The sequence below is a fragment of the Stenotrophomonas sp. 704A1 genome, assembly GCF_030549525.1.
Lineage (GTDB): Bacteria > Pseudomonadota > Gammaproteobacteria > Xanthomonadales > Xanthomonadaceae > Stenotrophomonas > Stenotrophomonas tuberculopleuritidis.
Genome location: NZ_CP130831.1, coordinates 3,936,665 through 3,957,357, shown reverse-complemented (window position 1 = coordinate 3,957,357; position 20,693 = coordinate 3,936,665). Strand labels below are relative to the sequence as shown.

The 20,693-nt window shown below is 69.1% G+C and carries 18 protein-coding genes; 8 read left to right on the top strand and 10 right to left on the bottom strand.

Annotated elements, in window-relative coordinates; all coding sequences use genetic code 11:
* Window positions 1-62: 62 nt before the first annotated feature.
* The gene (locus Q5Z10_RS18070) at window positions 63-503 is read right to left on the bottom strand and encodes a universal stress protein (RefSeq protein WP_303636736.1); all 441 of its coding nucleotides are present in this window, start codon (window positions 501-503) and stop codon (window positions 63-65) included.
* A 140-nt stretch (window positions 504-643) separates the two neighbouring features.
* Between Q5Z10_RS18070 and Q5Z10_RS18065 the strand changes: the two genes are divergently transcribed.
* From Q5Z10_RS18065 to Q5Z10_RS18050, 4 genes are all read left to right on the top strand, one after another.
* Entirely contained in the window at window positions 644-1,558 is a 915-nt protein-coding gene (locus Q5Z10_RS18065) for a LysR family transcriptional regulator (RefSeq protein ID WP_303636735.1), read from the top strand.
* Between the two features lie 152 nt (window positions 1,559-1,710).
* Entirely contained in the window at window positions 1,711-3,225 is a 1,515-nt protein-coding gene (locus Q5Z10_RS18060) for an MFS transporter (RefSeq protein WP_303636734.1), read from the top strand.
* Between the two features lie 20 nt (window positions 3,226-3,245).
* A complete protein-coding gene (locus tag Q5Z10_RS18055; RefSeq protein WP_303636733.1) occupies window positions 3,246-4,328 on the top strand; it encodes an HlyD family secretion protein in 1,083 nt (360 codons plus the stop codon).
* Entirely contained in the window at window positions 4,325-5,737 is a 1,413-nt protein-coding gene (locus Q5Z10_RS18050; protein ID WP_303636732.1) for an efflux transporter outer membrane subunit, read from the top strand. The genes Q5Z10_RS18055 and Q5Z10_RS18050 overlap by 4 nt, the downstream gene beginning before the upstream one ends.
* Window positions 5,738-5,772: 35 nt before the next feature.
* On the opposite strand, the gene Q5Z10_RS18045 is transcribed toward Q5Z10_RS18050, so the two are convergent.
* From Q5Z10_RS18045 to Q5Z10_RS18025, 5 genes are all read right to left on the bottom strand, one after another.
* A complete protein-coding gene (locus Q5Z10_RS18045; protein ID WP_303636731.1) occupies window positions 5,773-6,111 on the bottom strand; it encodes a hypothetical protein in 339 nt (112 codons plus the stop codon).
* A 78-nt stretch (window positions 6,112-6,189) separates the two neighbouring features.
* The gene (locus Q5Z10_RS18040) at window positions 6,190-7,131 is read right to left on the bottom strand and encodes a DegV family protein (RefSeq protein WP_303636730.1); all 942 of its coding nucleotides are present in this window, start codon (window positions 7,129-7,131) and stop codon (window positions 6,190-6,192) included.
* A 95-nt stretch (window positions 7,132-7,226) separates the two neighbouring features.
* Entirely contained in the window at window positions 7,227-7,859 is a 633-nt protein-coding gene (locus tag Q5Z10_RS18035; protein WP_303636729.1) for a 2-hydroxychromene-2-carboxylate isomerase, read from the bottom strand.
* Between the two features lie 20 nt (window positions 7,860-7,879).
* Window positions 7,880-9,142 (bottom strand): amidohydrolase family protein, encoded by a 1,263-nt coding sequence (locus Q5Z10_RS18030; protein WP_303636728.1) that lies wholly within the window; start codon window positions 9,140-9,142, stop codon window positions 7,880-7,882.
* On the bottom strand, window positions 9,142-10,551 hold the full coding sequence (locus tag Q5Z10_RS18025) for an amidohydrolase (RefSeq protein WP_303636727.1): 1,410 nt from the start codon (window positions 10,549-10,551) through the stop codon (window positions 9,142-9,144). The genes Q5Z10_RS18030 and Q5Z10_RS18025 overlap by 1 nt, the downstream gene beginning before the upstream one ends.
* A gap of 258 nt (window positions 10,552-10,809) precedes the next feature.
* Here Q5Z10_RS18025 and Q5Z10_RS18020 point away from each other — a divergent pair, with 258 nt between their 5' ends.
* The 3 genes from Q5Z10_RS18020 (at window position 10,810) to Q5Z10_RS18010 (ending at window position 15,931) form a co-directional block, all read left to right on the top strand.
* Window positions 10,810-14,445 carry an autotransporter domain-containing protein gene (locus tag Q5Z10_RS18020; protein ID WP_303636726.1) on the top strand — a complete coding sequence of 1,212 codons (3,636 nt, stop codon included), beginning with the start codon at window positions 10,810-10,812 and terminating at the stop codon, window positions 14,443-14,445.
* A gap of 126 nt (window positions 14,446-14,571) precedes the next feature.
* Window positions 14,572-15,348, top strand: a complete 777-nt coding sequence (locus Q5Z10_RS18015) for an AMP nucleosidase (protein WP_303636725.1) — start codon at window positions 14,572-14,574, stop codon at window positions 15,346-15,348.
* A gap of 43 nt (window positions 15,349-15,391) precedes the next feature.
* Complete coding sequence (locus tag Q5Z10_RS18010; RefSeq protein WP_303636724.1) at window positions 15,392-15,931, top strand: DUF924 family protein; 540 nt, start codon at window positions 15,392-15,394, stop codon at window positions 15,929-15,931.
* Between the two features lie 69 nt (window positions 15,932-16,000).
* Here the strand turns inward: Q5Z10_RS18010 and grxD are convergent, their stop codons facing one another.
* A complete protein-coding gene (gene grxD / locus Q5Z10_RS18005; RefSeq protein WP_303636723.1) occupies window positions 16,001-16,927 on the bottom strand; it encodes a Grx4 family monothiol glutaredoxin in 927 nt (308 codons plus the stop codon).
* 59 nt (window positions 16,928-16,986) lie between these two features.
* On the opposite strand from grxD, the gene Q5Z10_RS18000 reads away from it, so the two are divergent.
* Window positions 16,987-17,766, top strand: coding sequence for a polysaccharide deacetylase family protein (locus Q5Z10_RS18000; protein WP_303636722.1), 780 nt, complete (start codon window positions 16,987-16,989; stop codon window positions 17,764-17,766).
* Between the two features lie 292 nt (window positions 17,767-18,058).
* Here the strand turns inward: Q5Z10_RS18000 and Q5Z10_RS17995 are convergent, their stop codons facing one another.
* The 3 genes from Q5Z10_RS17995 to Q5Z10_RS17985 are packed head-to-tail and all read right to left on the bottom strand — an operon-like array spanning window position 18,059 to window position 20,675.
* Window positions 18,059-18,775, bottom strand: a complete 717-nt coding sequence (locus Q5Z10_RS17995) for a methyltransferase domain-containing protein (protein ID WP_303636721.1) — start codon at window positions 18,773-18,775, stop codon at window positions 18,059-18,061.
* Between the two features lie 4 nt (window positions 18,776-18,779).
* Window positions 18,780-19,397: an SGNH/GDSL hydrolase family protein gene (locus Q5Z10_RS17990; protein ID WP_303636720.1), complete on the bottom strand. Its 618-nt coding sequence runs from the start codon at window positions 19,395-19,397 to the stop codon at window positions 18,780-18,782.
* Window positions 19,398-19,400: 3 nt separating this feature from the next.
* Window positions 19,401-20,675, bottom strand: coding sequence for a pyridoxal phosphate-dependent aminotransferase (locus Q5Z10_RS17985; RefSeq protein ID WP_303636719.1), 1,275 nt, complete (start codon window positions 20,673-20,675; stop codon window positions 19,401-19,403).
* Window positions 20,676-20,693 lie beyond the last annotated feature (18 nt).

The following is a 20,693-nucleotide window of genomic DNA, read 5'->3' as shown; positions in this document are numbered from 1 at the left end:
CCGGCACGCGCCGGGCGATGCCGGGAAGCGGTCGTCACCCACTGCGGGGCGGCCGGCCACGCTCAGCTGCCGCGGGTTTCCACCAGCACCGGGCACGGCGCGTGGTCCAGGGTCCAGTGCGCCACCGAGCTGTCGAGCAGGCGCTGCAGCCGCGACAGGTGGCGGTGGCCGATCACGATCAGGTCGGCGTGGAGGTGGCGCGCGTGCGCACTGATCACCTCGCCCGGATCACCGCTGGGCAGCTGTGCGATGGCATCCACACCGCGTTCGCGCAGGTCGGCCAGGGCATCGGCCAGTACCGCTTCGGCGTGCGCGTGCTGCCGGGCTGCCGCGGCGTACTCGCGCCGGTCGGCCTCGCTGGCGTCGGTTGGCAGGGTGAATTCCGGGTCGAGCACGCACAGCAGGTGCACGCGGCTGCGTGGCCCCGCCAGGTGGCTGACCAGGTCGAGCAGGGCGTCATGCTGGGGGCCGCCGTCGAGGGCGACCAGCAGGGTAGTGAACATCGGCATCTCCTTGGCAGGCGGCGATGGTCGCCCATGCCGCGCCCTGCACCCATGCCGTGCGGCGCAGGCAATACATGCGTGGCACGCAATCGATGGCAGCCGCCAGTGTCGTAGAGTCACGCCAATCATTGGAGACTGCCATGCCCCTGCCCGATCTGAACCTGTTGCTGGCCCTGGATGTGCTGCTGGACGAAGGCAGCGTGGCCGGTGCTGCGCGGCGCATGAATCTGAGCGCTCCGGCCATGAGCCGTACCCTGGGGCGGATCCGCGAGGCGCTGGGCGACCCGGTGCTGGTGCGCGCTGGCCGCGGGCTGGCCCCGACCCCGCGCGCGCTGGAACTGCGCGAGCAGGTGCGCGATGTGATCGAGCAGGCCCACCGGGTGTTCCATGACGGCCGCGAAGTGGACATGCAGACCCTGGAGCACACCTTCAGCATCCGCGCCAACGATGTGTTCATCGGCAGCTATGGCGGCCGCCTGCGCGAAGTGTTCCGCCAGCAGGCGCCGCGCTGCACGTTGCGCTTCATGCCCGAGGGCGATACCGATGATGATGCGATGGTGCAGGGCCGGATCGATCTGTTCATCAGCACCGCCGGCAAGCATACGGCGGAAACCAAGGTGCAGAACCTGTTCACCACCGCGTTGCTGGGCGCGGCGCGCGAAGGGCATCCGTTGTTCGACGGTGACATCACCGCCGAACGGTTCGCTGCCTGCGAGCACATCTCGGTCTCGCGGCGCGGCATCGCCCATGGGCCGATCGACGACGAACTGGCGCAGATGGGCCTGGCGCGGCGGGTGGCGATGGTGATTCCCACCTTCCATGGCGCGATCTTCGCTGCGGCGTCGTCGGACCTGGTGCTGCCGCAGATGCCCAGCGTGATGCTGGACCGGATCGCCTACATGGGACTGCCGCTGCGCATGTTCCCGCTGCCGGTTCCGGTACGCACGGTAGCGCTGGTGCAGGCCTGGCACCCGCGCATGGACAATGATCCCGCGCACCGCTGGCTGCGCCGCGCGATCAAGGCGATGTGCGATGCCGAGCCCCTGCAGGGCTGAGCCGATCGGACCCGTGCGTGCAACGCACGCCTGCCATCGCATCGACGCCATTTTCCGTAGCATTCCCCCTGCCTAGACTGCGCTCCCCACTTTCACGGAGCGCACGCCATGTCGCTTCACCTGCCGTGCGCTGCACGGATCGGCCGCCGCCGATGAGCGCAGTCGTCATGCCCACGGCCCCGGCCGCCCCCGCTGCTCCTGCCTTCGACCGCCGCATCGTGGTCGGCCTGTGCGGCGTGCTGCTGGTGGTGCTGGTATCGGGCTTCAACGAGAACATCACCAAGGTCGCGTTGGCCGACATCCGCGGTGCAATGGGTTTCAGCGTGGACGAGGGCAGCTGGATCATCGGCGTGTACAGCGCGATGTCGGTCAGCGCCATGGCATTCGCGCCGTGGTGCGCGGTGACCTTCTCGCTGCGCCGCTTCGCCCTGGTGATGATCGCCGCCTTCATGCTGCTGGGCGTGCTGTGCCCGCTGGCACCGGACCTGCCCACCTTCCTGCTGCTGCGCGCGCTGCAGGGCCTGGCCGGTGGCGCACTGCCGCCACTGCTGATGAGCGTGGCGCTGCGCTTCCTGCCGCCGGGCATCAAGCTGTACGGCCTGGCCGGCTACGCGCTGACCGCCACCTTCGGACCGAGCATGGGCACGCCGCTGGCCGCGCTGTGGGTCGAGCATGCCGGCTGGCAGTTCGCGTTCTGGCAGATCGTGCCGTTCTGCGTGGCCGGCATGGCCATGGTCGGCTGGGGACTGCCGCAGGACCCGCTGCGGCTGGAGCGCTTCGCCCAGTTCAACGGGGTGGGCCTGGCGCTGGGCTTTCCCGCGCTGGTGATGCTGGTGCTGGGCCTGACCCAGGGCCCGCGCCTGAACTGGTTCGATTCCCCGCTGGTCACGCTGCTGCTGGGCGGTGGTGGCGGCCTGCTGGTGCTGTTCTTCATCAACGAATGGTTCCATCCGCTGCCGTTCTTCAAGCTGCAATTGCTGGCCAACCGCAATCTCAGCTACTCGCTGGTGACCTGCATAGGCGTGCTGTTCGCGCTGCTGGCGGTGATTTCCATTCCGTCCGCCTACCTGGCCAGCGTGCAGGGCTACCGGCCGCTGCAGACCGCACCCCTGCTGCTGTGGGTGGCCCTGCCGCAGATCATCGCGCTGCCTCTGGTGGCCACCTTGATGAACCAGCGTGGCGTGGACTGCCGCTGGGTGCAGGCCGCCGGACTTCTGCTGCTGGCCGCGGCCTGCTTCCTCGGTGCGCACCTGGATGTGCAATGGAACCGCGACAACTTCCTGTGGGTGCAGCTGCTGCAGGTGCTGGCCCAGCCGATGGCGGTACTGCCCCTGCTGCTGCTGGCCACCACGGGCCTGGCGCCGCAGGACGGTCCGTTCGCCTCGGCCTGGTTCAACACCGTCAAAGGCTTTTCCGCCGTGTTCGCCGGCGGCGTGCTGGACGCCATCGGGCAGTCGCGCCGGCACTTCCATTCCACTGCGCTGGTCGAGCACCTGGGCAACCAGCCGTGGTTGCCTGCCAGCGCCGACCTTCCGGCGCGCCTGCATGCCCAGATGCAGGCCCTGGTGTCGGCTGACCTGTACTGGCTGGTGGCGCTGGTCGCGCTGGCCTGCCTGCCGCTGCTGCCCTGGGCCACGCGCGTCCATCCGCCACGCGCTGTGGCATGACCCCATTGCAAGGACTCCCCATGACCCCCAACAAGACAATCCTCCATACCGGCCTTGCGCTGGGCGTGCTGGCCCTGGCCCTCGGTGGCTGGCTGCTGCTGCGTGATGGCCGCTACCAGCGCACGGACAATGCCTACGTCAATGCCGACTTCACGGTCGTTGCGCCGAAGATCGCCGGCTTCGTCAGTACGGTGGAGGTGGACGACAACCAGACCGTAAAGGCCGGCGACGTGCTCGCCCGCATCGACGACCGCGATTACCAGGTGGCGCTGCAGGCCGCGCGTGCCGACCTGGCCAATGCCCGTGCGCAGCTGGCCAACGCGCAGGCCGCGCTGGCCCAGCAGGGCTCGCTGATCGAACAGGCGCGTGCCAGCGTCGATGTCAGCCGCTCCGAGCTGCGCCTGGCCAGTGCCGACCAGCAGCGCTACCGCGAACTGGCCCGGGATGGCGCCGGTACCGTGCAGAACGCACAGCAGGCGCAATCGAAGCAGGCCGTGGCCAGTGCGCACCTGCAGCAGGGCCAGGCGGCGCTGACCACCGCACGCCAGCGCACCGACATCCTGGCCGCCGGCGTGCAGGCCGCGCAGGCAGCGGTGCAACGCGCAGAAGCGGCGCAGGCGCGTGCCGAGCTGGATCTTTCGCACACCGTGCTGCGCGCGCCGATCGATGGCGTGGTCGGCCGCCGCGCGGTCCGCGTGGGGGCGTACCTGACCCCGGGCACGCCGGTGGCAGCGGTGGTGCCGCTGCAGCGCGCGTTCGTGGTCGCCAATTTCCAGGAAACCCAGATGACCCGCATGCAGGCCGGGCAGCAGGTCGAGCTGAAGGTGGACGTATTCCCGGGCACGCCGCTGCGTGGCCACGTCGACAGCATCGCGCCGGCGACCGGCGTCACCTTCGCCGCCGTCGCACCGGAAAACGCCACCGGCAACTTCACCAAGGTGGTGCAGCGCATTCCGGTGAAGATCGTGCTGGAGCCGGGCCAGCCACTGCTGGACCAGCTGCGTGCCGGCATGTCGGTGGAAGCCAGCGTTGACCTGGGCAGCCGCGTGCCTGCGCAGAGCGTGCAGCACCGTCCGGGCCACAAGCGCGGGGAGGGCGCATGAGCGCAGTCACCGTGATGCGCACCGTCGCTGCAGCTGCCCTGTGCGCGGCCCTGGCAGCCTGCACGATGGGGCCGGACTTCGTGCGCCCGCAGGCCGAGCTGCCCAGTCACTGGCAGGGCGAGGCGGTTGCCAGTACTGCGATCGACCAGGACGCTGCCTGGTGGGCCGGCTTCGATGATCCCCTGCTGGGCCATCTGGCTGGCCAGGTGCTGGCGGCCAACCTGGATCTGCAGCTGGCCGCCAACCGCGTGCAGCAGAGCCGCGCCGCACGTGGCATCAGCGCGGCCGACCGGCTGCCCAGTGTCAGCGCGAGCGCCAGTGGCGTGCGCGCACGCAACAGCGAGGTGGGCCTGAATGATCCGTCCGGCAACGGCGGTCGTGATGACTACGGGCTGTTCCAGGCCGGCATCGGCCTGAGCTGGGAACTGGACCTGTGGGGCCGCGTCCGGCGTCAGCTGGAAGCGGCCGATGCGCGCGTGCAGATGGCCGAGGAGGACGCCCACGCGGTGCGCATCGCGCTGCTGGCGGAAACCGCGCGTGGCTATCTGCAGCTGCGGGCGACGCGGCAGCTGCTGGCGATCACCGGGGACAACCTCAGCATCGCCCACGACATCCAGCGGCTGACCGAAGCGCGCCAGCGCCAGGGCGTGGCCAGTACCTTGCAGGTGTCCAGCGCGGCGGCGCAGGTCGCGTCGCTGCAGGCGCGCATCGCACCGCTGCGGCACCGCGAATCCCAGCTGCGCAATGCGCTGGCGCTGCTGCTGGCACAGCCGCCGCAAGCGCTGGACGCGCAGCTGCAGGCCGCGCGCCGCGACTGGCCGGCCCTGCCCGCAGTCGCGGTGGGAATGCCCAGTGAACTGGCCGAACGCCGCCCCGACATCCGGCGCGCCGAAGCGGCCCTGCATGCGGCCACCGCCGGCATCGGCGTGGCCCAGGCCAGCTTCCTGCCGCGCATCACCCTGAACGGCGACGCCGGCTTCCAGGCCAGGCAGCTCGATGAGCTGGACGGCTGGAATGCGCACCGCTTCAGCATCGGGCCGGCGATCAGCCTGCCGATCTTCCAGGGCGGCAAGCTGAAGGCCAATCTTGCAATGAGCAGGCTGCAGCAGCAGCAGGCGTCGCTGCAGTTCCGCCGTACCGTGCTGCAGGCCTGGCATGAAGTGGATGACGCCATTGATGGCTACGCTGCCGAGCAGCAGCGCACGCTGCAGCTGCACGTGGCAGTGGACGAGAGCGAGACCGCACTGGGCGCGGCACGCCGCCAGTACCGGGCCGGCGTGGTCGACATGCTGGATGTGCTGAGCACCCAGCGCATCGCGCTGGACAACCAGGCCGCACTGGCCAACAGCCAGGCGAGCGCGGCGATCGCACGGGTGGAGCTGTATCGCGCGCTGGGCGGTGGCTGGTAGAGATCGGGAAACGCCGGGCCATGCCCGGCGTCACCTCAACGCACGTCGCGCAGCTCCCAATGGCTGCCGGCCAGCAGGCGCAGGCGCTGCTTGAACACGTCGCTGTCGATGCGCGTGGTGGCCACCAGGTTGATGCGCAGGTCCTTCTGTTCACCGGTCACGGTCGCGTCCGGATCGGTCACGCCCCACTGCGGCTCCACTGCATCCGGGTCGGGCTGCTTGGCCTTCCAGCGTTCGAACAGGCTGCCGTTGCGCAGGGCATTCTGCAGTTCTTCGGCAAAGCCGGCCGCGCCCTGCGAATGGAAGGACAGGTCCGGGTCGTTGCCGCGGGCCTTGGACGGGTCGGGCAGGCTGATGTGGTACTGCGCAGGCATGGTGGTCTCCTTGAAGTGCGGCAAGGCTGGCACAGGTGCGGTGGAATCGATGTGCAGAGTGCGGTGTGCGGTTGGCCGTCATTCAAACCGATGTGGCGCATCGGCAAAGCCCACGGTGACCGCGCCCTTGCCGACGTTGACCATGCCGGTCAGGCTCATCACCGATTCGTACACGGTCACGCCATGGCTGGCGCAGACCTCCTTCATCTGCGCATAGCCCGGCAGCGCACGCAGCTCGTCCAGCTCGCCGCCGTAGCTCACGCACACCGTCGGCGTCATCAGTCCGGCGCGCACGCGCTGGCCGACCACCGCGAACAGTTTCAGCACCGCGTTGTCGAAGCCCTTGATCTTGGCGACCGGCCCGGTCTCGCCGCGGTAGCCATGCAGCACCGGTTTGATGTCCAGCGCGCTGCCCAGCGCGGCGCTGAGCAGGCCGACACTGCGGTCGCCCTTATGCCGGGCGCGGGCGCGCATGTAGTACAGGTCGCGGGTGACCATGTAGCCGTGTACGTTGCCGGCCAGCGCCTCCAGGCGTTCGCGGATCTGCTGCACGCTGGCGCCGCTGTCGCGCAGGCGCACCGCTTCCACCGCGGTCACCGCCTGTGCGGCGAACAGGTTCTGGGTGTCCAGCACGCGCAAGGCGAACGGCGAGTTGTAGCCTGCCGCCTGCCGCACCGGCTTGTAGTCGTTGAGGATGGCGAAGCTGGCCTGCAGCGCGTTGTCGTGGATCGGGCTGCGGGTCTTGGTGATGGTCATGCAGAACACGTGGTCGTAATCGATCACCAGCTGCTGCAGGAACAGGTCGCGGATCTGGTTGACGCTGAAAGGAATGGTCTTCGCCTCGGCGCCGTGTTCGGCCACGTGCGCGTGCAGGAAACTGAGCGTGGCCTGCTCATCGCGGTGATCGGCCAGCACGGCTTCGCCGATGCGCACGGTGATCGGAAGCAGCACGATGTTATGGGCGGCAATGAAGTCCTGCGGCAGGTCGCAGGCCGAGTCGACGACGATTCCGATGCGCATCCGCGGCTCCCCCTCCAGGGCGGTTGTAGGTTCGGAAGTGTGAAAACTATCTCAGAATGAGGGCGGGCGCGCGAGGGAAACGCGCCACGCCCTGTTCAGCGACTGCGCTGCACCGCCACCGGCAGGGCGACGGCCTGTTGCCAGTCCGGGTGCTGCAGCAGCCCGGGGTCGTCCAGCACGGCCACCATCAGGGGGTGTGCGTCGTTGCCCCAGAACAGTTCTCCGTCGATGGCCAGGGTCGGGACGCCGAACACGCCGGCTCCGATCGCCGCCTCGGTGTTGCGCCGCAGCTGTTCCTTGATCGCCGGTTCGGCGATGGCCGCGTCCACGTCGGCGATGCCCAGGCGGGCGGCCGGTTCGCGCAGGGCCTCGGCGCTGTCGGCGGCATTGCCGTCGCGCCAGATCCAGTCGAACAGCACGTCCACCGCCTGGGCGCCGGTGCCGGCGGCCAGGCACAGCCGCAGCGCCGCCAGCGGGTTGAACGGATGGCCCGGCGGGAAGCGCAGCGGCGTGCCCTCGGCCTGCGAGGTCCACAGCAGCTGGCGGTACATGAAGCGCCGCTTGGCCGGAATCTCGGCCGGACCGAGGTTGCCCAGGTGATGCAGGACCGCGCCGAAGGCGATCGGCACCGGCTGCACCCGGGCGAACTGCGGCAGCCGTTTCACCTTCTGCCAGTGCAGGTAGGAGTAGGGCGAGACGAAGTCGAAGTACCAGTGCAGGGGAGCCATGGCGGGTCCTTTCGGGGGAATCAGGGCTGGGCGTTGCGCTGCAGGTAGCGGTCACGCAGTTCGGTCTGGCGCGAGCGCATCGGCATCGCACGGCCGCCCAGCCAGACCTGTTCGGCATAGTGCGCCACATCCAGCGGATCGCCTTCCCACAGCACCAGGTCGGCACGCTTGCCCGGCTCGATGCTGCCGATCTGGTCGGCCACGCCGAAGGCCTGTGCCGGCACCCGGGTCAGCCCGGCCAGGCCGTCGGCCCAGGGCAGGCCGTTGGCGACCGCATTGCCGGCCAGCTGGCGCATCTTGCGTGCATTGTGGGTGGCGTCGCCGCGCTGCACGAAGGAGACCGCCACACCTGCACGCTGCAGGCGCGCCGCGTTCTCCAGCGTGGCGCCGAGCTGGTCGAAGCTGGCCGGCAGGTTGGCCAGCACATCGACGAACACCGGCACGTGCGCAGCGGCCAGCTCCGGCGCGACCTGCCACGCTTCGCTGGCACCGGCGATGGCGATCTTCACCTTCTCGCGGGCGGCCCAGCGCAGCAGCTGGCGGATGTCGGCGGCGCGATCGACCTCCACCACGATGCGGCCCTGACCGGCCAGGTAGCGGCCGAGCGTACGGCGCCCGGCCGGCGTCAGCAGCGCGTGCGGCGAGTCCGCAGCGACCTGCCCGCGTGCCTCGTCGATCATCTGCTGCAGCAGCATCCATTGCGCGGCGCGCGAATGCCCGGTGAGTTCGGAGGCCGCTGCGCCGATGCGCAGGAACAGGGCACGCGGGCCGATCGGGTCGGCGCTGCCGTCCAGCCGCATCACGCCGCCCTGGCCGGCCACGAAGCCACCACCGGTGGCCGCGCCCAGTGCGGTGAAGCCGATGCCTTCCAGCCGCGTCACCGGAATCAGCACCGAGGCCGGGTTGTAGGCGAGGGTGACGTCGAACTCCGGGCGAAGGGGCTGCTCGCCGATCTTCAGCGTACTGTCCACCGTGCTCGATTCACCGGACACTTCTTCGATGCCGGTTTCGGTGATGCCGCCGAACAGTGCCGGTGTCAGGGGCCGGCCATCGGCCTCGACCACGGTGGCGCCCGCCGGTACGGCCAGGCCATTGCCCACCGCGCGGATGACGCCACCCTGCACCAGCACGTCGGCATGCTGCAGGCTGCCGCGCGCGCTGGCGGTATGCACCGTGGCGTTGCGCACCAGCAGGTCCTGCGCCGAGGCTGCGGTTGCCATCAACAACAGCGCCACCACGGTAGCGCCGGACCATGCCCGGCGACGCTTGTTCAACACGCCCATCAGCGCACCTCCTGGCCAAGCTGGAAATCGGAACGCGGCGTCGACGCCGGTGCGCTGCGGTCGTACAGCCGACGGCCATCAATGAAGACCTGTTCGGCCAGCGCGTACGAGCTGAAGGGATTGCCGTTCCAGACCACCACATCGGCCATCTTGCCGGCCTCCAGGGTGCCGGTCTGGCCTTCAATGCCCAGCGCCTTGGCGGCGTTGGCGGTCACCCAGGTGATGGCGTGTTCGGGCGTGATCTCCGGCATGCGCGCACGCCGTGCCGAGGCCATGACCTTGGCCGCTTCCTGGTTGAGGCGCTGGATGCCCTCGGGAGAATCGGAGTGGACGATGGCGCAGCTGTTCCTTGCGCGGTCGACCAGGGCGATGTTTTCCTGGATGCCATCGAAGGCTTCCATCTTGAAGCCCCACCAGTCGGCCCACAGCGCACCGCAGACGCCGTCGGCGGCCAGCCGGTCGGCCAGTTTGTAGGCCTCCACGCCGTGGTGGAACGCGGCGACCTTGAAGCCGAATTCCTTGGCCAGGTCGAGCATGGTGGCCATTTCGTCGGCGCGGTAGCAGTGGATGTGCACGCGGATGTCGCCCTGGATCGCGCCGGCCAGCGTGTCCAGCTTGAGATCGCGCTTGCCGCCGGCATCGCCGGCACTGTCACCTTTGTCGCTGCCGAACCAGCCCTTGCGTTTGGCCGGCTTGGGTTTGCTTTTGGCGATGTAGTCGGCGGCATCGATGAAGGCGGCGCGGTAGCCGGCGACATTGCCCATCCGCGTCGCTGGAGCGACGCCCTTGCCTTCGCCGTAGACCCGTTTCGGATTCTCGCCGCAGGCCATTTTCAGGCCCCACGGTGCACCCGGAAATTTCATCGCCTGGTAGGTGATGGCCGGGACGTTCTTCAGGGTCACGCCGCGGCCACCCACCAGGTTGGCCGAGCCCGGCAGCACCTGCATGCTGGTCACGCCACCGGCCAGCGCGGCCTGGAAGCCGGGGTCCTGGGGCCACACCGAATGTTCGGCCCACACGTTGGCGGTGACCGGTGCGGTCATCTCGTTGCCGTCGCTGTGCGCGCCGACGCCGGGGCTGGGATACACGCCCAGGTGCGAATGCACGTCGATCAGGCCGGGGGTCACCCATTTTCCGTGGGCGTTGATCCGGGTGACGCTGGCATCGGCCTGCAGCGCGCTGCCCACGGCAACGATGCGGCCGTCGCGCATCAGCACGTCGGCGTTGTCCAGGCGCTGGCCGGTGCCGGTCAGCACGGTGGCGTTCTGGATCAGCAGCGGGCCATCCGGGTGCGTCCTGTAGGTGCTGGGGTAGGGGTCGGCAACGAAGCGCGACGCGCCCACCGCCGGTGCCGTGCACAGTGAAACCAGCGCCAGCCCGAGCCCGGCGCGCAACAACGTCGATGCCATGCAGAGTCCCCTGCCCGCAGTGTGAATCCCTGGACGCTAGCGGGGAGCGCAGGGGTTTGCCAAGTGACCTTGGACAGGGGCGCAGTGGGGTCTTTCCCGACATCAAGCGCGTGAAAAATGTATTAAGTTCTTGTGACGCGGGCCGATAGCGTCATGCCGGCACGCGCGCGCGCGGGCTCGCCGCCAGGGTGTTGCGCCTCGTGCTCCACGAAGGAGCAGCACCGGAAACATTCCATGGAATCAAGGACGTAATCCCCGATGACCGTTTCAACGTCGTACCGCTCTTCCTTCTCCCGTCGTTCCTTCCTGCCTTCCCCCCTGGCCTCGGCCATCGTCGGCTCGCTGCTGATGGCGGCCGCACTGCCGGCCCTCGCCCAAGGCAGTGCCGATGAGCTGTCGCGCTACCAGTACCAGCGCAGCCTGCAGGCTGCACGTGCGCTTCCGGCAGCGACCGTGGCCGACGTTGCCGCTCCGGTCGTGGTGGCCAGCCCCATTGCCGCCCAGGTCGGCGCCGAGCCGCAGCCGGTGATGGGATCGATGGGAGACCGCGCCAGCTGGCGGACCAGCGAGTTCAACCGCGACTGGGGCCTGCAGGCCGTCAACGCCGACGCCGCCTACGCGCGTGGGCTGACCGGTAACGGTATCCGTCTGGGCGTGTTCGACAGCGGCACGGGCCTGGATCACACCGAATTTGCGGGCAAGAATCATCGAAGCATCCACCTGGCCGACCGCTTGGCCGACGGATCGGCGTGCGGCAACACCACCCTGCTGACCGGGCCGGACGCCTGCTTCAGCAGCGACGGTGATGACGTGGCCATCGACCTGACCATCCTCGACATGGATCAGGCCAACATCGACAACGTCAACGCTCAGGGCCTGTTCGCGGGTCTTGCCTACAACACCCACGGCACGCATGTGTCGGGCACCATCGCCGCCAACCGTGACGGCGCCGGTACCCACGGTGTGGCCTTCGGCGCGGACCTTTCGGTGGCGCGGCTGTTCTTCAACAGCATCACCATCTGGGATGTCGATCCGGTCGCGCAGGAGTACCGTTCCGGTTCGATCGGCCTGGGGCCGTCGGACAGCGTGTTCGCCGATCTGTACGCGCAGTTGAACGCGCAGCAGGTGCGCGCGGTCAACCACAGCTGGGGTTTCAGCAGCGAACCGACCACGGCTGATGAGCAGGATGTGGGCTTCTTCAACAACGCCGCCTACGATGACTACTTCCAGATCATCGGCGACGGTTCGCGTGCGAACGGCATGATCCAGGTCTGGGCGGCCGGCAATACCTACCCGTACAACACCTCGCCGGAGGATGCGCCGATCGCTGGCGTTCATGCCACGCTGCCGCGCGTGCAGGCCGACCTGGAGCCGTACTGGCTGAGCGTGGTGAACGTCAACCGTAATCTGGTGCTGGACGAAAGTTCGATGCGTTGCGGCCTGAGCGCCAACTGGTGCCTGGCAGCGCCGGGCAGCGAGATCGCCTCCACCGTCTATGGCGCCGACTCGCAGATCACCGGCGCACCGTTCCAGACCGGCCCCGACGCGGCGATCGGCCTGGATGTGCAGCAGCGCGTTCCAACCTATCGCTACGAGGACATGACCGGCACTTCCATGGCCGCACCGCATGTGACCGGTGCACTGGGCCTGCTGTTTGAACGCTTCCCCTACCTGGACAACGCGCAGGTGCGCGACGTGCTGCTCACCACCGCCACCGACCTGGGCGCGGTCGGTGTGGACGACGTCTATGGTTGGGGCCTGATGAACCTGGCCAAGGCCATCGAAGGCTACGGTTCGCTGCGCGTGGATACCAACGTAGTGATGAACCAGAAGGCCGGCGGCCTGAAGGTCTGGGAAGGTGACGCCTGGGATGACTGGACCAACGATATCGGTGGCCCGGGCAGGCTGACCAAGAGCGGTGCCGGCTGGCTGCGCCTGAGCGGCGACAACAGCTTCAACGGTGCCGTGGTGCGCGAAGGCGTGCTGGAACTGGACGGCGCCAATACCCTGGGCAGCGTGTCGGTGCCGGGCGGTCGCTTCGTGCTCAACGGTTCGCTGCATTCAACGCCGCTGGGTATCAGCGGTGGTGAGGCCTGGCTCAACGCCGGTTCGGTGACAAGCAACTCCGATATCGATCTTGCCAGTGGCAAGCTCGTGGTCGCTGGCAAGGTGGATGGCCGCTGGCTGGGCATGACCGGTGGCACCGGCACCATCACCGAAACCGGCAACGTCCGCGTCGACTACATGCAAATGCACGATGGCTCGCTGCAGGTGGACGGCACGCTGAGCAGCACGTTCTTCGACATGTTCGGCGGCAATACGCGCGTGGGTGCCACCGGCGTGCTGGACAACACCTTCCTGGACATCGTGGGGGGTGTGGTGTCGTTCAATGGCACCCAGAACGGCGGCATGACCGCCGTGGAAGAGGGCGCCACGCTGAAGGGCACTGGTACGCTCGGCTTTACGATCGTCAAGGGCACCATCGCCCCGGGCAATTCGATCGGCACGCTGACCATCAATGGTGACTACGTGCAGACCGCCACCGGCGTGTACGAGGCCGAAATTGCGCCGGGCAGCCGCAGCGACCAGCTGCATGTCACCGGCACCGCCACCCTCGACGGGACCCTGGTGGCCCTGCCCGAACCGGGCATCTACTACCTGGGTGAGCAGTTCAACTTCATCCGTGCCGACGGTGGAGTGAACGGGCAGTTCGCCACCACCGACTTCAGCGCGTTCTCGCCCTTCATGCAGTTCAACCTGGCCTATGGCGCCAGCGGCGCACGCATCGAAGTGACCCGTGGCAACGCGCTGGTCAGCTCGGCCACCACCGAAAACCAGCGTGCGGTCGCCACCGTGGCCGACACCCTGGCGATCAACCAGGGCCTGCCCAAGCCGTTGACCACGCTGTTCCCGCAGCAGGTTGGCGCCGCGCTGGACAGCCTGAGCGGTGAACTGCACGCGGCCACCTCGGTCGCGCTGGTCGAAGGCAGCCGCTACGTGCGTGATGCCGCCCTGTCGCGCCGCGTCGGCGCAGTCGCCCCGGGCGGTGACGATGCCGCCGCAACCGGCGTCTGGGTGCAGGCGATCGGCGGCAATGGCACGCTGGATGGCAACACCAACACGGCACGTACCGAAGCCAACAGCAACGGCCTGCTGGTGGGCGTGGACCGCGAGTTCGGCGGTTGGCAGGTCGGCCTGCTGGCCGGCACCGGCCGTACCGACCTCAAGCAGCAGGAGGGTCGCCGGGCGAAGTCGAAGATCGACAACACCCACTTCGGCGCCTATGCCAGCCACAACTGGGGCGGTTTCGGCCTGCGCGGTGGCCTGGCCTGGAGCGAGCACGACATCGACAGCACCCGTGAGCTGGCATTCGCCGGCTACAGCGATACGCTGAGCGCGCGCTACGACGGCCGTACCCGCCAGGCCTTCATCGAGGCGGCCTACCGCTTCGGTGGCCGCGAAGCCGGCCTGGAGCCGTACCTGCAGGTGGCGCGTGTTGAAGTGGACCTGAAGTCGATCAACGAGCGCGGCGGTGCCGCGGCCCTGCAGGGCAACGTCGAGGACGCCCGCACAACGCTGGCAACGGCCGGTGTGCGCTTCGACAAGGGCCTGAAGGCCTCGTTCCAGCAGGACAGCTGGCTGCACGTGCGCGGTGGTGTGGGTTACCGCCATGCCTCGGGCGACCGCAGTCCGGTGGCCAAGCTGGGCTTTGCCAGCGGCGGCGACGCATTCGCGGTAAGCGGCGCGCCGATTGCCGACAGCGCGGTGGTGGCCGAACTGGGCCTGTCGGCCTGGCTGACCGCCCGCCAGCAGCTGGAACTGGGCTACACCGGCCAGTTCGGCGATGAAAGTCGCGACCACGGTGCGAACCTGCGCTGGTCGGTGCGCTTCTAAGCGATCCGGTACCCCCGGGGAACCCTGGGAGGGCGGCCGCAAGGCCGCCCTTCTTCGTTGCAGGAGCAGGTGTGACCGGGCAGGCGGACGCCTACACTATCGGCCCCACGCCGTTCTGGAATGCCCATGAAGAGCAAGCAGGAAATCGTCGACAACTGGCTGCCACGCTATACCGGCGTGCCCCTGGACCAGTTTGGCCAGCACATCCTGCTGACCAACTTCGGGGGCTACCTGCACACCTTCTCCGAGCTGACCGGGGCGCCCATCGTGGGCCTGGACCGGCCGATGGCCAGCGCCACCGTCGATGGCATCACCATGATCAACTTCGGCATGGGCAGCCCCAATGCCGCGATCATCATGGACCTGCTGTCGGCGGTGATGCCCAAGGCCGTGCTGTTCCTGGGCAAGTGCGGTGGCCTGAAGCGCAAGAACGCGCTGGGCGACCTGGTGCTGCCGATCGCGGCGATCCGCGGCGAGGGCACCTCCGGTGACTACCTGCCGCCGGAGGTGCCGGCGCTGCCGGCCTTCGCCCTGCAGCGGGCGGTCTCGACCATGATCCGCGACCTCGGCCACGACTATTGGACCGGCACCGTCTACACCACCAACCGCCGGGTCTGGGAGCACGACGAGGCGTTCAAGGAGCGCCTGCGGGCGATGCGCTGCATGGCCATCGACATGGAAACGGCCACGGTGTTCGCTGCCGGCTTCGCCAACCACATCCCCAGCGGTGCCCTGCTGCTGGTCTCGGACCAGCCGATGATCCCCGACGGGGTCAAGACCGAGGCCTCCGATGCCAAGGTCAGCTCCCAGTTCGTGGAAAACCATATCCAGATCGGTATCGAGGCGCTTAAGCTTATCCGGCGCAACGGCAAGTCGGTCCGCCACCTGCGCTTCGACGAATGATGATGACGGCCTGGCGCGGCGCGCCGGCCCTGGGGAGTAGGTGATGGACGTTGCCGCGCAAGTGGTGGAATTCTGGAAGGAGGCGGGCCCTGCGAAGTGGTTCGCGCGTGACGATGCGTTCGATGCGCGGTTCCGTGCGCTGTTCGCGGACGAGCACCATGCGGCGGCGGCGCGCGCGCGCGAACACTGGCTGAGCAGTGCCGATGGCGCGTTGGCGCTGATGGTGCTGCTGGACCAGTACCCGCGCAACTGCTTCCGGGGTACCGCCCATTCCTATGCCACCGATGGCCTGGCCCGGCATTACGCCACGCGCGCCATCGAGGAGGGCCTGGACCTGCAGCTGGTGCCCAAGCTGCGGGCCTTCATCTACCTGCCGTTCGAGCACTCCGAAGACCCACTGGACCAGGACCGGTCGGTGGCGATGTTCGATGTGCTGGGTGACAAGGAATACCTGCAGTACGCCGAGCTGCACCGCGACATCATCCGCCGCTTTGGCCGGTTCCCGCACCGCAATGCGGTGCTGGGCCGGATTCCCACGCCGGAGGAACTGGATTACCTGGCCGAAGGCGGGTTTGCCGGGTAAGCGTGGTGCCGGGCAAGAAAAAAAACGCCGGCGATTGCCGGCGTTTTTCATCGGGCCAGGCGCACCCGCTCAGTACTTCGGCACGCCGTTGTCCACCTCGTCCGACCAGGCATCGATGCCGCCGCTGACGTTGAACACCTGGGTGAAGCCCAGTGCGCGGAACTGCTCGGCAGCCTGCGCGCTGCGGCCACCGTGGTGGCACAGGAAGGCCAGCGCGGTGTCCTTCGGCAGTGCTTCCAGCTCGGCACGGCCGCTGCCGTCAAAGCTGCGGAACGGCACGCCGACGGCGGCGATGGCGCGCTCCTCGGCCGGACGCACGTCCACCAGGATGACGTTGCCCGCGCGCACGCGGTCGTCGGCATCGCGCACGCTGATGTCCTGCACCGGCTTGGGCGCGTTCGGGTTGTCGATGGCCAGGCCTTTGCCGCGGATGTCATCGACCCAATCGATGGTGATGCCATCGGCGCGGCGCGCGCTGGCCAGGTCGAACTGCACGCGCAGGCCGTTGGATTCGGCGGCGATCGCGCCGTCGTCGTGCGGGGCCAGCTGGAAGTTCGGCTGGAAGCGCGCGTCGATGCTCAGCTGCAGCGAGGCACCGGGCGAATCGGCCAGCGCGCCCTTCAGCATTTCCACCGCGGCCGGGGTGACCGTGATGCGCGGCGGAGTGCGGTCCGGCGCGGCCAGGCCCAGCACGCTGCTCAGTTCGCCGCTGGCGGCCATCTGCAGCACGATGTCGCTGCCGCCGACCAGTTCACCATCGATGTACAGCTGCGGGATGGTCGGCCAGTCGCCATAGGCCTTGATGCCCTCGCGGATCTCCGCGTCGGCCAGCACGTTGACATGGGCGAACTCCACGCCCAGGTCCTGCAGGGCGCCCACGGCCTTGGCCGAGAAACCGCATTGCGGCATCGACGGCTGGCCCTTCATGAACAGCACGACGCGGTTGTCGTTGAGGATGGATTCGATGCGCGAACGCAGGGCAGGATCGAGGGACATGGCAGTCATGGGTCCGGAAATTCGAATCATCGATTCTACCCCTCATGGCATCATGGGGCATGACCAACGCAGGAACATTGCATCGCATCCCGACCCGGCCCTGGCGCTGGCTGCCCTGGCTGGTGCTGTCGCAGCTGCTGGTGATCCTGGTCTGGGTGCTGGCGGGCTGGCCCTGGGGCCTGGCCCTGATGGTCGCCAGCCACGCACTGTTCCTGGTGCCGGTGTTCCTGCCCAACAGCCGCTTCTATGCCCCGGTGCTGGATCGGCTGCCCGGGGCCGGCAACAGCGTCTGGCTGACCATCGACGATGGCCCCAGCGGGGACACCCCCGCGCTGCTGGACCTGCTCGACCGCCACCGCGCGCGGGCGACCTTCTTCCTGGTGGGCGAGCGCGCATTGGCGCATCCGGCCCTGGTGGAGGAGATCCTGCGTCGCGGGCATGACCTGGGCAACCACAGCCACAGCCACCCGCAGGCCCGTTTCTGGCGGCTCGGCCCGGCCACCATGGCCGCCGAGATCGAAGGCTGCCAGCAGGCCCTGCAAGCGGTGGGCGGGCAGCCGGTGCGCTGGTACCGCTCGGTGGTCGGCATGACCAACCCGTTCGTGGCACCGGTGCTGAAGAAACTGGGGCTGGTACGCGTGGGCTGGAGCGCCCGGGGCTATGACGGGGTCGGCTGCACGCCGCAGGCCGTACTCGCGCGCCTGCTGCCCGACCTGCGCGCGGGCGCGATCGTGCTGTTGCATGAAGGGGCTGCCCACGGCCACAACCTGGCCATCATCGAGCACGTGCTGCAGGCGCTGGAGGAACGCGGGCTGAAGGCGCAGCTGCCGGCCGGATAGCCGGTTGTGCCGGGCTCGGCCCGGCGAGCGCAGCGGCGCGCATGGCACCCGCCGGGCATGGCCCGGCGCTACCGCTCTCGGCGCGCGACCCGCAGCCGGCTGTTGGTGATGACCGGTTGTGCCGGGCCCGGCCCGGCGAGCGCAGCGGCGCGCATGGCATCCGCCGGGCATGGCCCGGCGCTACCGCTCTCGGCGCGCGACCCGCAGCCGGCTGTTGGTGATGACCGGTTGTGCCGTGCCCGGCCCGGCGAGCGCAGCGGCGCGCATGGCATCCGCCGGGCATGGCCCGGCGCTACCGCTCTCGGCGCGCGACCAGCAGCCAGCTGTTGAACGGTGTACGCCCATGCAGCGGCCGCAGCGCGCCGACCTGCAGCCCGGCCTCGGCCAGTGTTGCCTGCAGCGCCTGCGGGTCCGGGTAGTGGCGTGGGCGCGTGCCCATCCACCCGACCAGCCAGGCCAGGCGGTCGGCGATCCGCGTGGTGCGGTCACGGCGATCCCCGGTCGCCAGCGGCGTACGCAGCAGCAGCTGTGCACCGGGCGCGACGCGTTCGCTTACCGCGCGCAGCAGGTCCAGCTGCGGCGCTTCCTCCAGGTACTGCAGGACGTCCAGCAGCAGCACATGCCCGGCATGTGCGGGCAGCGGTGCCTGCACATCCAGGCAGTGGAACCGTGCGTCGGCCAGCGCGGCGGCGGCGCGTCGCGCGCGCGCGATCTTGCCCGCATCCACGTCCAGGCCCAGGTAGGCCGGGGTCCGCCCGCGCTGGCGCAGCACGTGGGCGAACAGCCCCAGCCCGCAGCCGAGATCGAGCAGTGGCTGGCCGTCGTCGGGAAGGTGCTGCAGCACGCCGTCATACAGCGGGTCGCTGCCCAGCTTGGCGCGCGTGTAGTAGTAGTCGCGGCGGCTGCCCCAGGCGTGCTGCGGGCGGAACGCCTCGGCGATCTGCCTGGCATGCCCGGCCTCCAGCGGCGAACAGGGCAGGGGCGTGCCGGTCCGTGGCGTGCCATCCATGCGCTCAGTCCGCAGCGGCCAGCAGGCGCGCGGCCACCGGCAGTGCCTGTGCGCTCCACCGCGCATACTGCTGCGCGGACGGATGCAGCCCGTCCGCGGCGATCATCGCCGGGTCGGCGCCGCAGTCGCGGCTGAGGCCGGTGATGTCGACGAACGCGGCGCCGTGCCGGGTGCTGATCTCCTCGGCGGCGGCATTGAACGCGTCGGTCTCGCGCGCGACGCGGGCCAGGTCGCGGCCACTGCCCGCGCCGTAGGGCGTCACCCCCCAATCAGGGAACGACAGCACCAGCACCCGCCCGGCGCGGCCGGCGGCAAATCCGGTCGCGCGCTGCAGCAGCGCCTGGAACTGCGCGCGGTATTCGTCCAGCGGGCGCTCACGGTACTGGTTGTTGACGCCGATCAGCAGGCTGACCAACCCGAACGGCCCCTGCGGCGAGGCCGCGTCGATGCCGGCATCGAGTTCGTCGGTGGTCCAGCCGGTGGTGGCGATCGTCTGCGGATCGGCCAGGTCGATGCCCTGCGCGCGCAGGGCGGCGGCCAGCTGGTGCGGCCAGCGCCCTTCCACCGCGACCGCCTCGCCGATGGTGTACGAGTCGCCCAGCGCCAGGTAGGACAGCGCCACGCCTCAGGCCACCGAACGGCGCGGCTTCAGCGGCACGACCTTGGTCGCGTCTTCGGCACGGCGCGCCAGCACGCGGTCGATGCGGGCGAACACATCACGCATCACCGAGGCTTCCGGCAGCAGGGTCACGCGGAAATGATGGCGGTAGGGCACGTTGAAGCTGGAACCCGGTACCACCAGCACGCCCTCGGTGTTCATCAGGTCCAGCGCGAAGCTGTGGTCGTCAAAGCCCTTGGCGGCGGCACCGACCACGGCCGGGAAGGCGTACAGCGCACCGGCCGGCGCGACCAGCGACAGGTGTTCGCTGGCCTCGCAGGCCTCGATCACCGCGCGGCGGGTTTCATACAGGCGGCCGCCTGCGCTGCACAGCGCGGAGATGGTGTCCGGGCCGTTCACCGCGGCGTCGATGGCGTACTGCCCCGGCACGTTGGCGCACAGGCGCAGCGCGCCCAGCAGGTCCAGCGCAGCGCGGAAATCGCCAAGGCGCGCATCGTCGCCGCTCAGGTGCGCCCAGCCGACGCGCCAGCCGCAGGCGCGGTGCACCTTGCTCAGGCCGCTGAAGGTCAGGCAGGGGTGGTCGCCGGCCAGCGGTGCCACCGGCTGGAACACCGCATCGTCGTACAGGATCTGGTCGTAGATCTCATCGACCAGCAGCAGCAGGTTGTGGCGGCGCGCGATCTCGACCACGCGTTCCAGCAGTTCGCGCGGGTAGCTGGCGCCGCTGGGATTGTTCGGATTGATCAGCACGATGGCACGGGTGCGCGAGGACACCAGGGTCTCGATCTCGCTCGGGTCCGGCTGGAAGCCGTTCTCGGCGGCGCAGCGGTAGTACACCGGGCGACCGTCGTTGAGGATGGTCGAGGCCGACCACAGCGGGTAGTCCGGCGAGGGCACCAGCACTTCGTCGCCCGGATTGAGCAGCGCACGCAGCGACAGGTCGATCAGCTCGCTGACACCGTTGCCGACGAACACACGGTCCGGGTGCGCATCGGGTGCGCCGCGGCGGGCGTAGTACGCGGCGATGGCTTCGCGCGCCACCGGCAGGCCCTGCTGGTGGGTGTACGGGTCGGTGCGGCCCATGTCGTCGGCGATCGCGCGCTGCAGGTGCTCGGGCGCACGGAAGCCGAACGCACCCGGATTGCCGATGTTGAGCTTGATCAGCTTGCGGCCCTGCGCCTCCAGCTCCCGGGCTCGTCGCGCCAGCTCTCCGCGGATTTCGTAGCGCACTTCGGAAAGGCGCTCGCGGATGGCCAGGGGCTTGGGCGAGGAGGTGGACATGGGAGCTGGGCCGTCAAA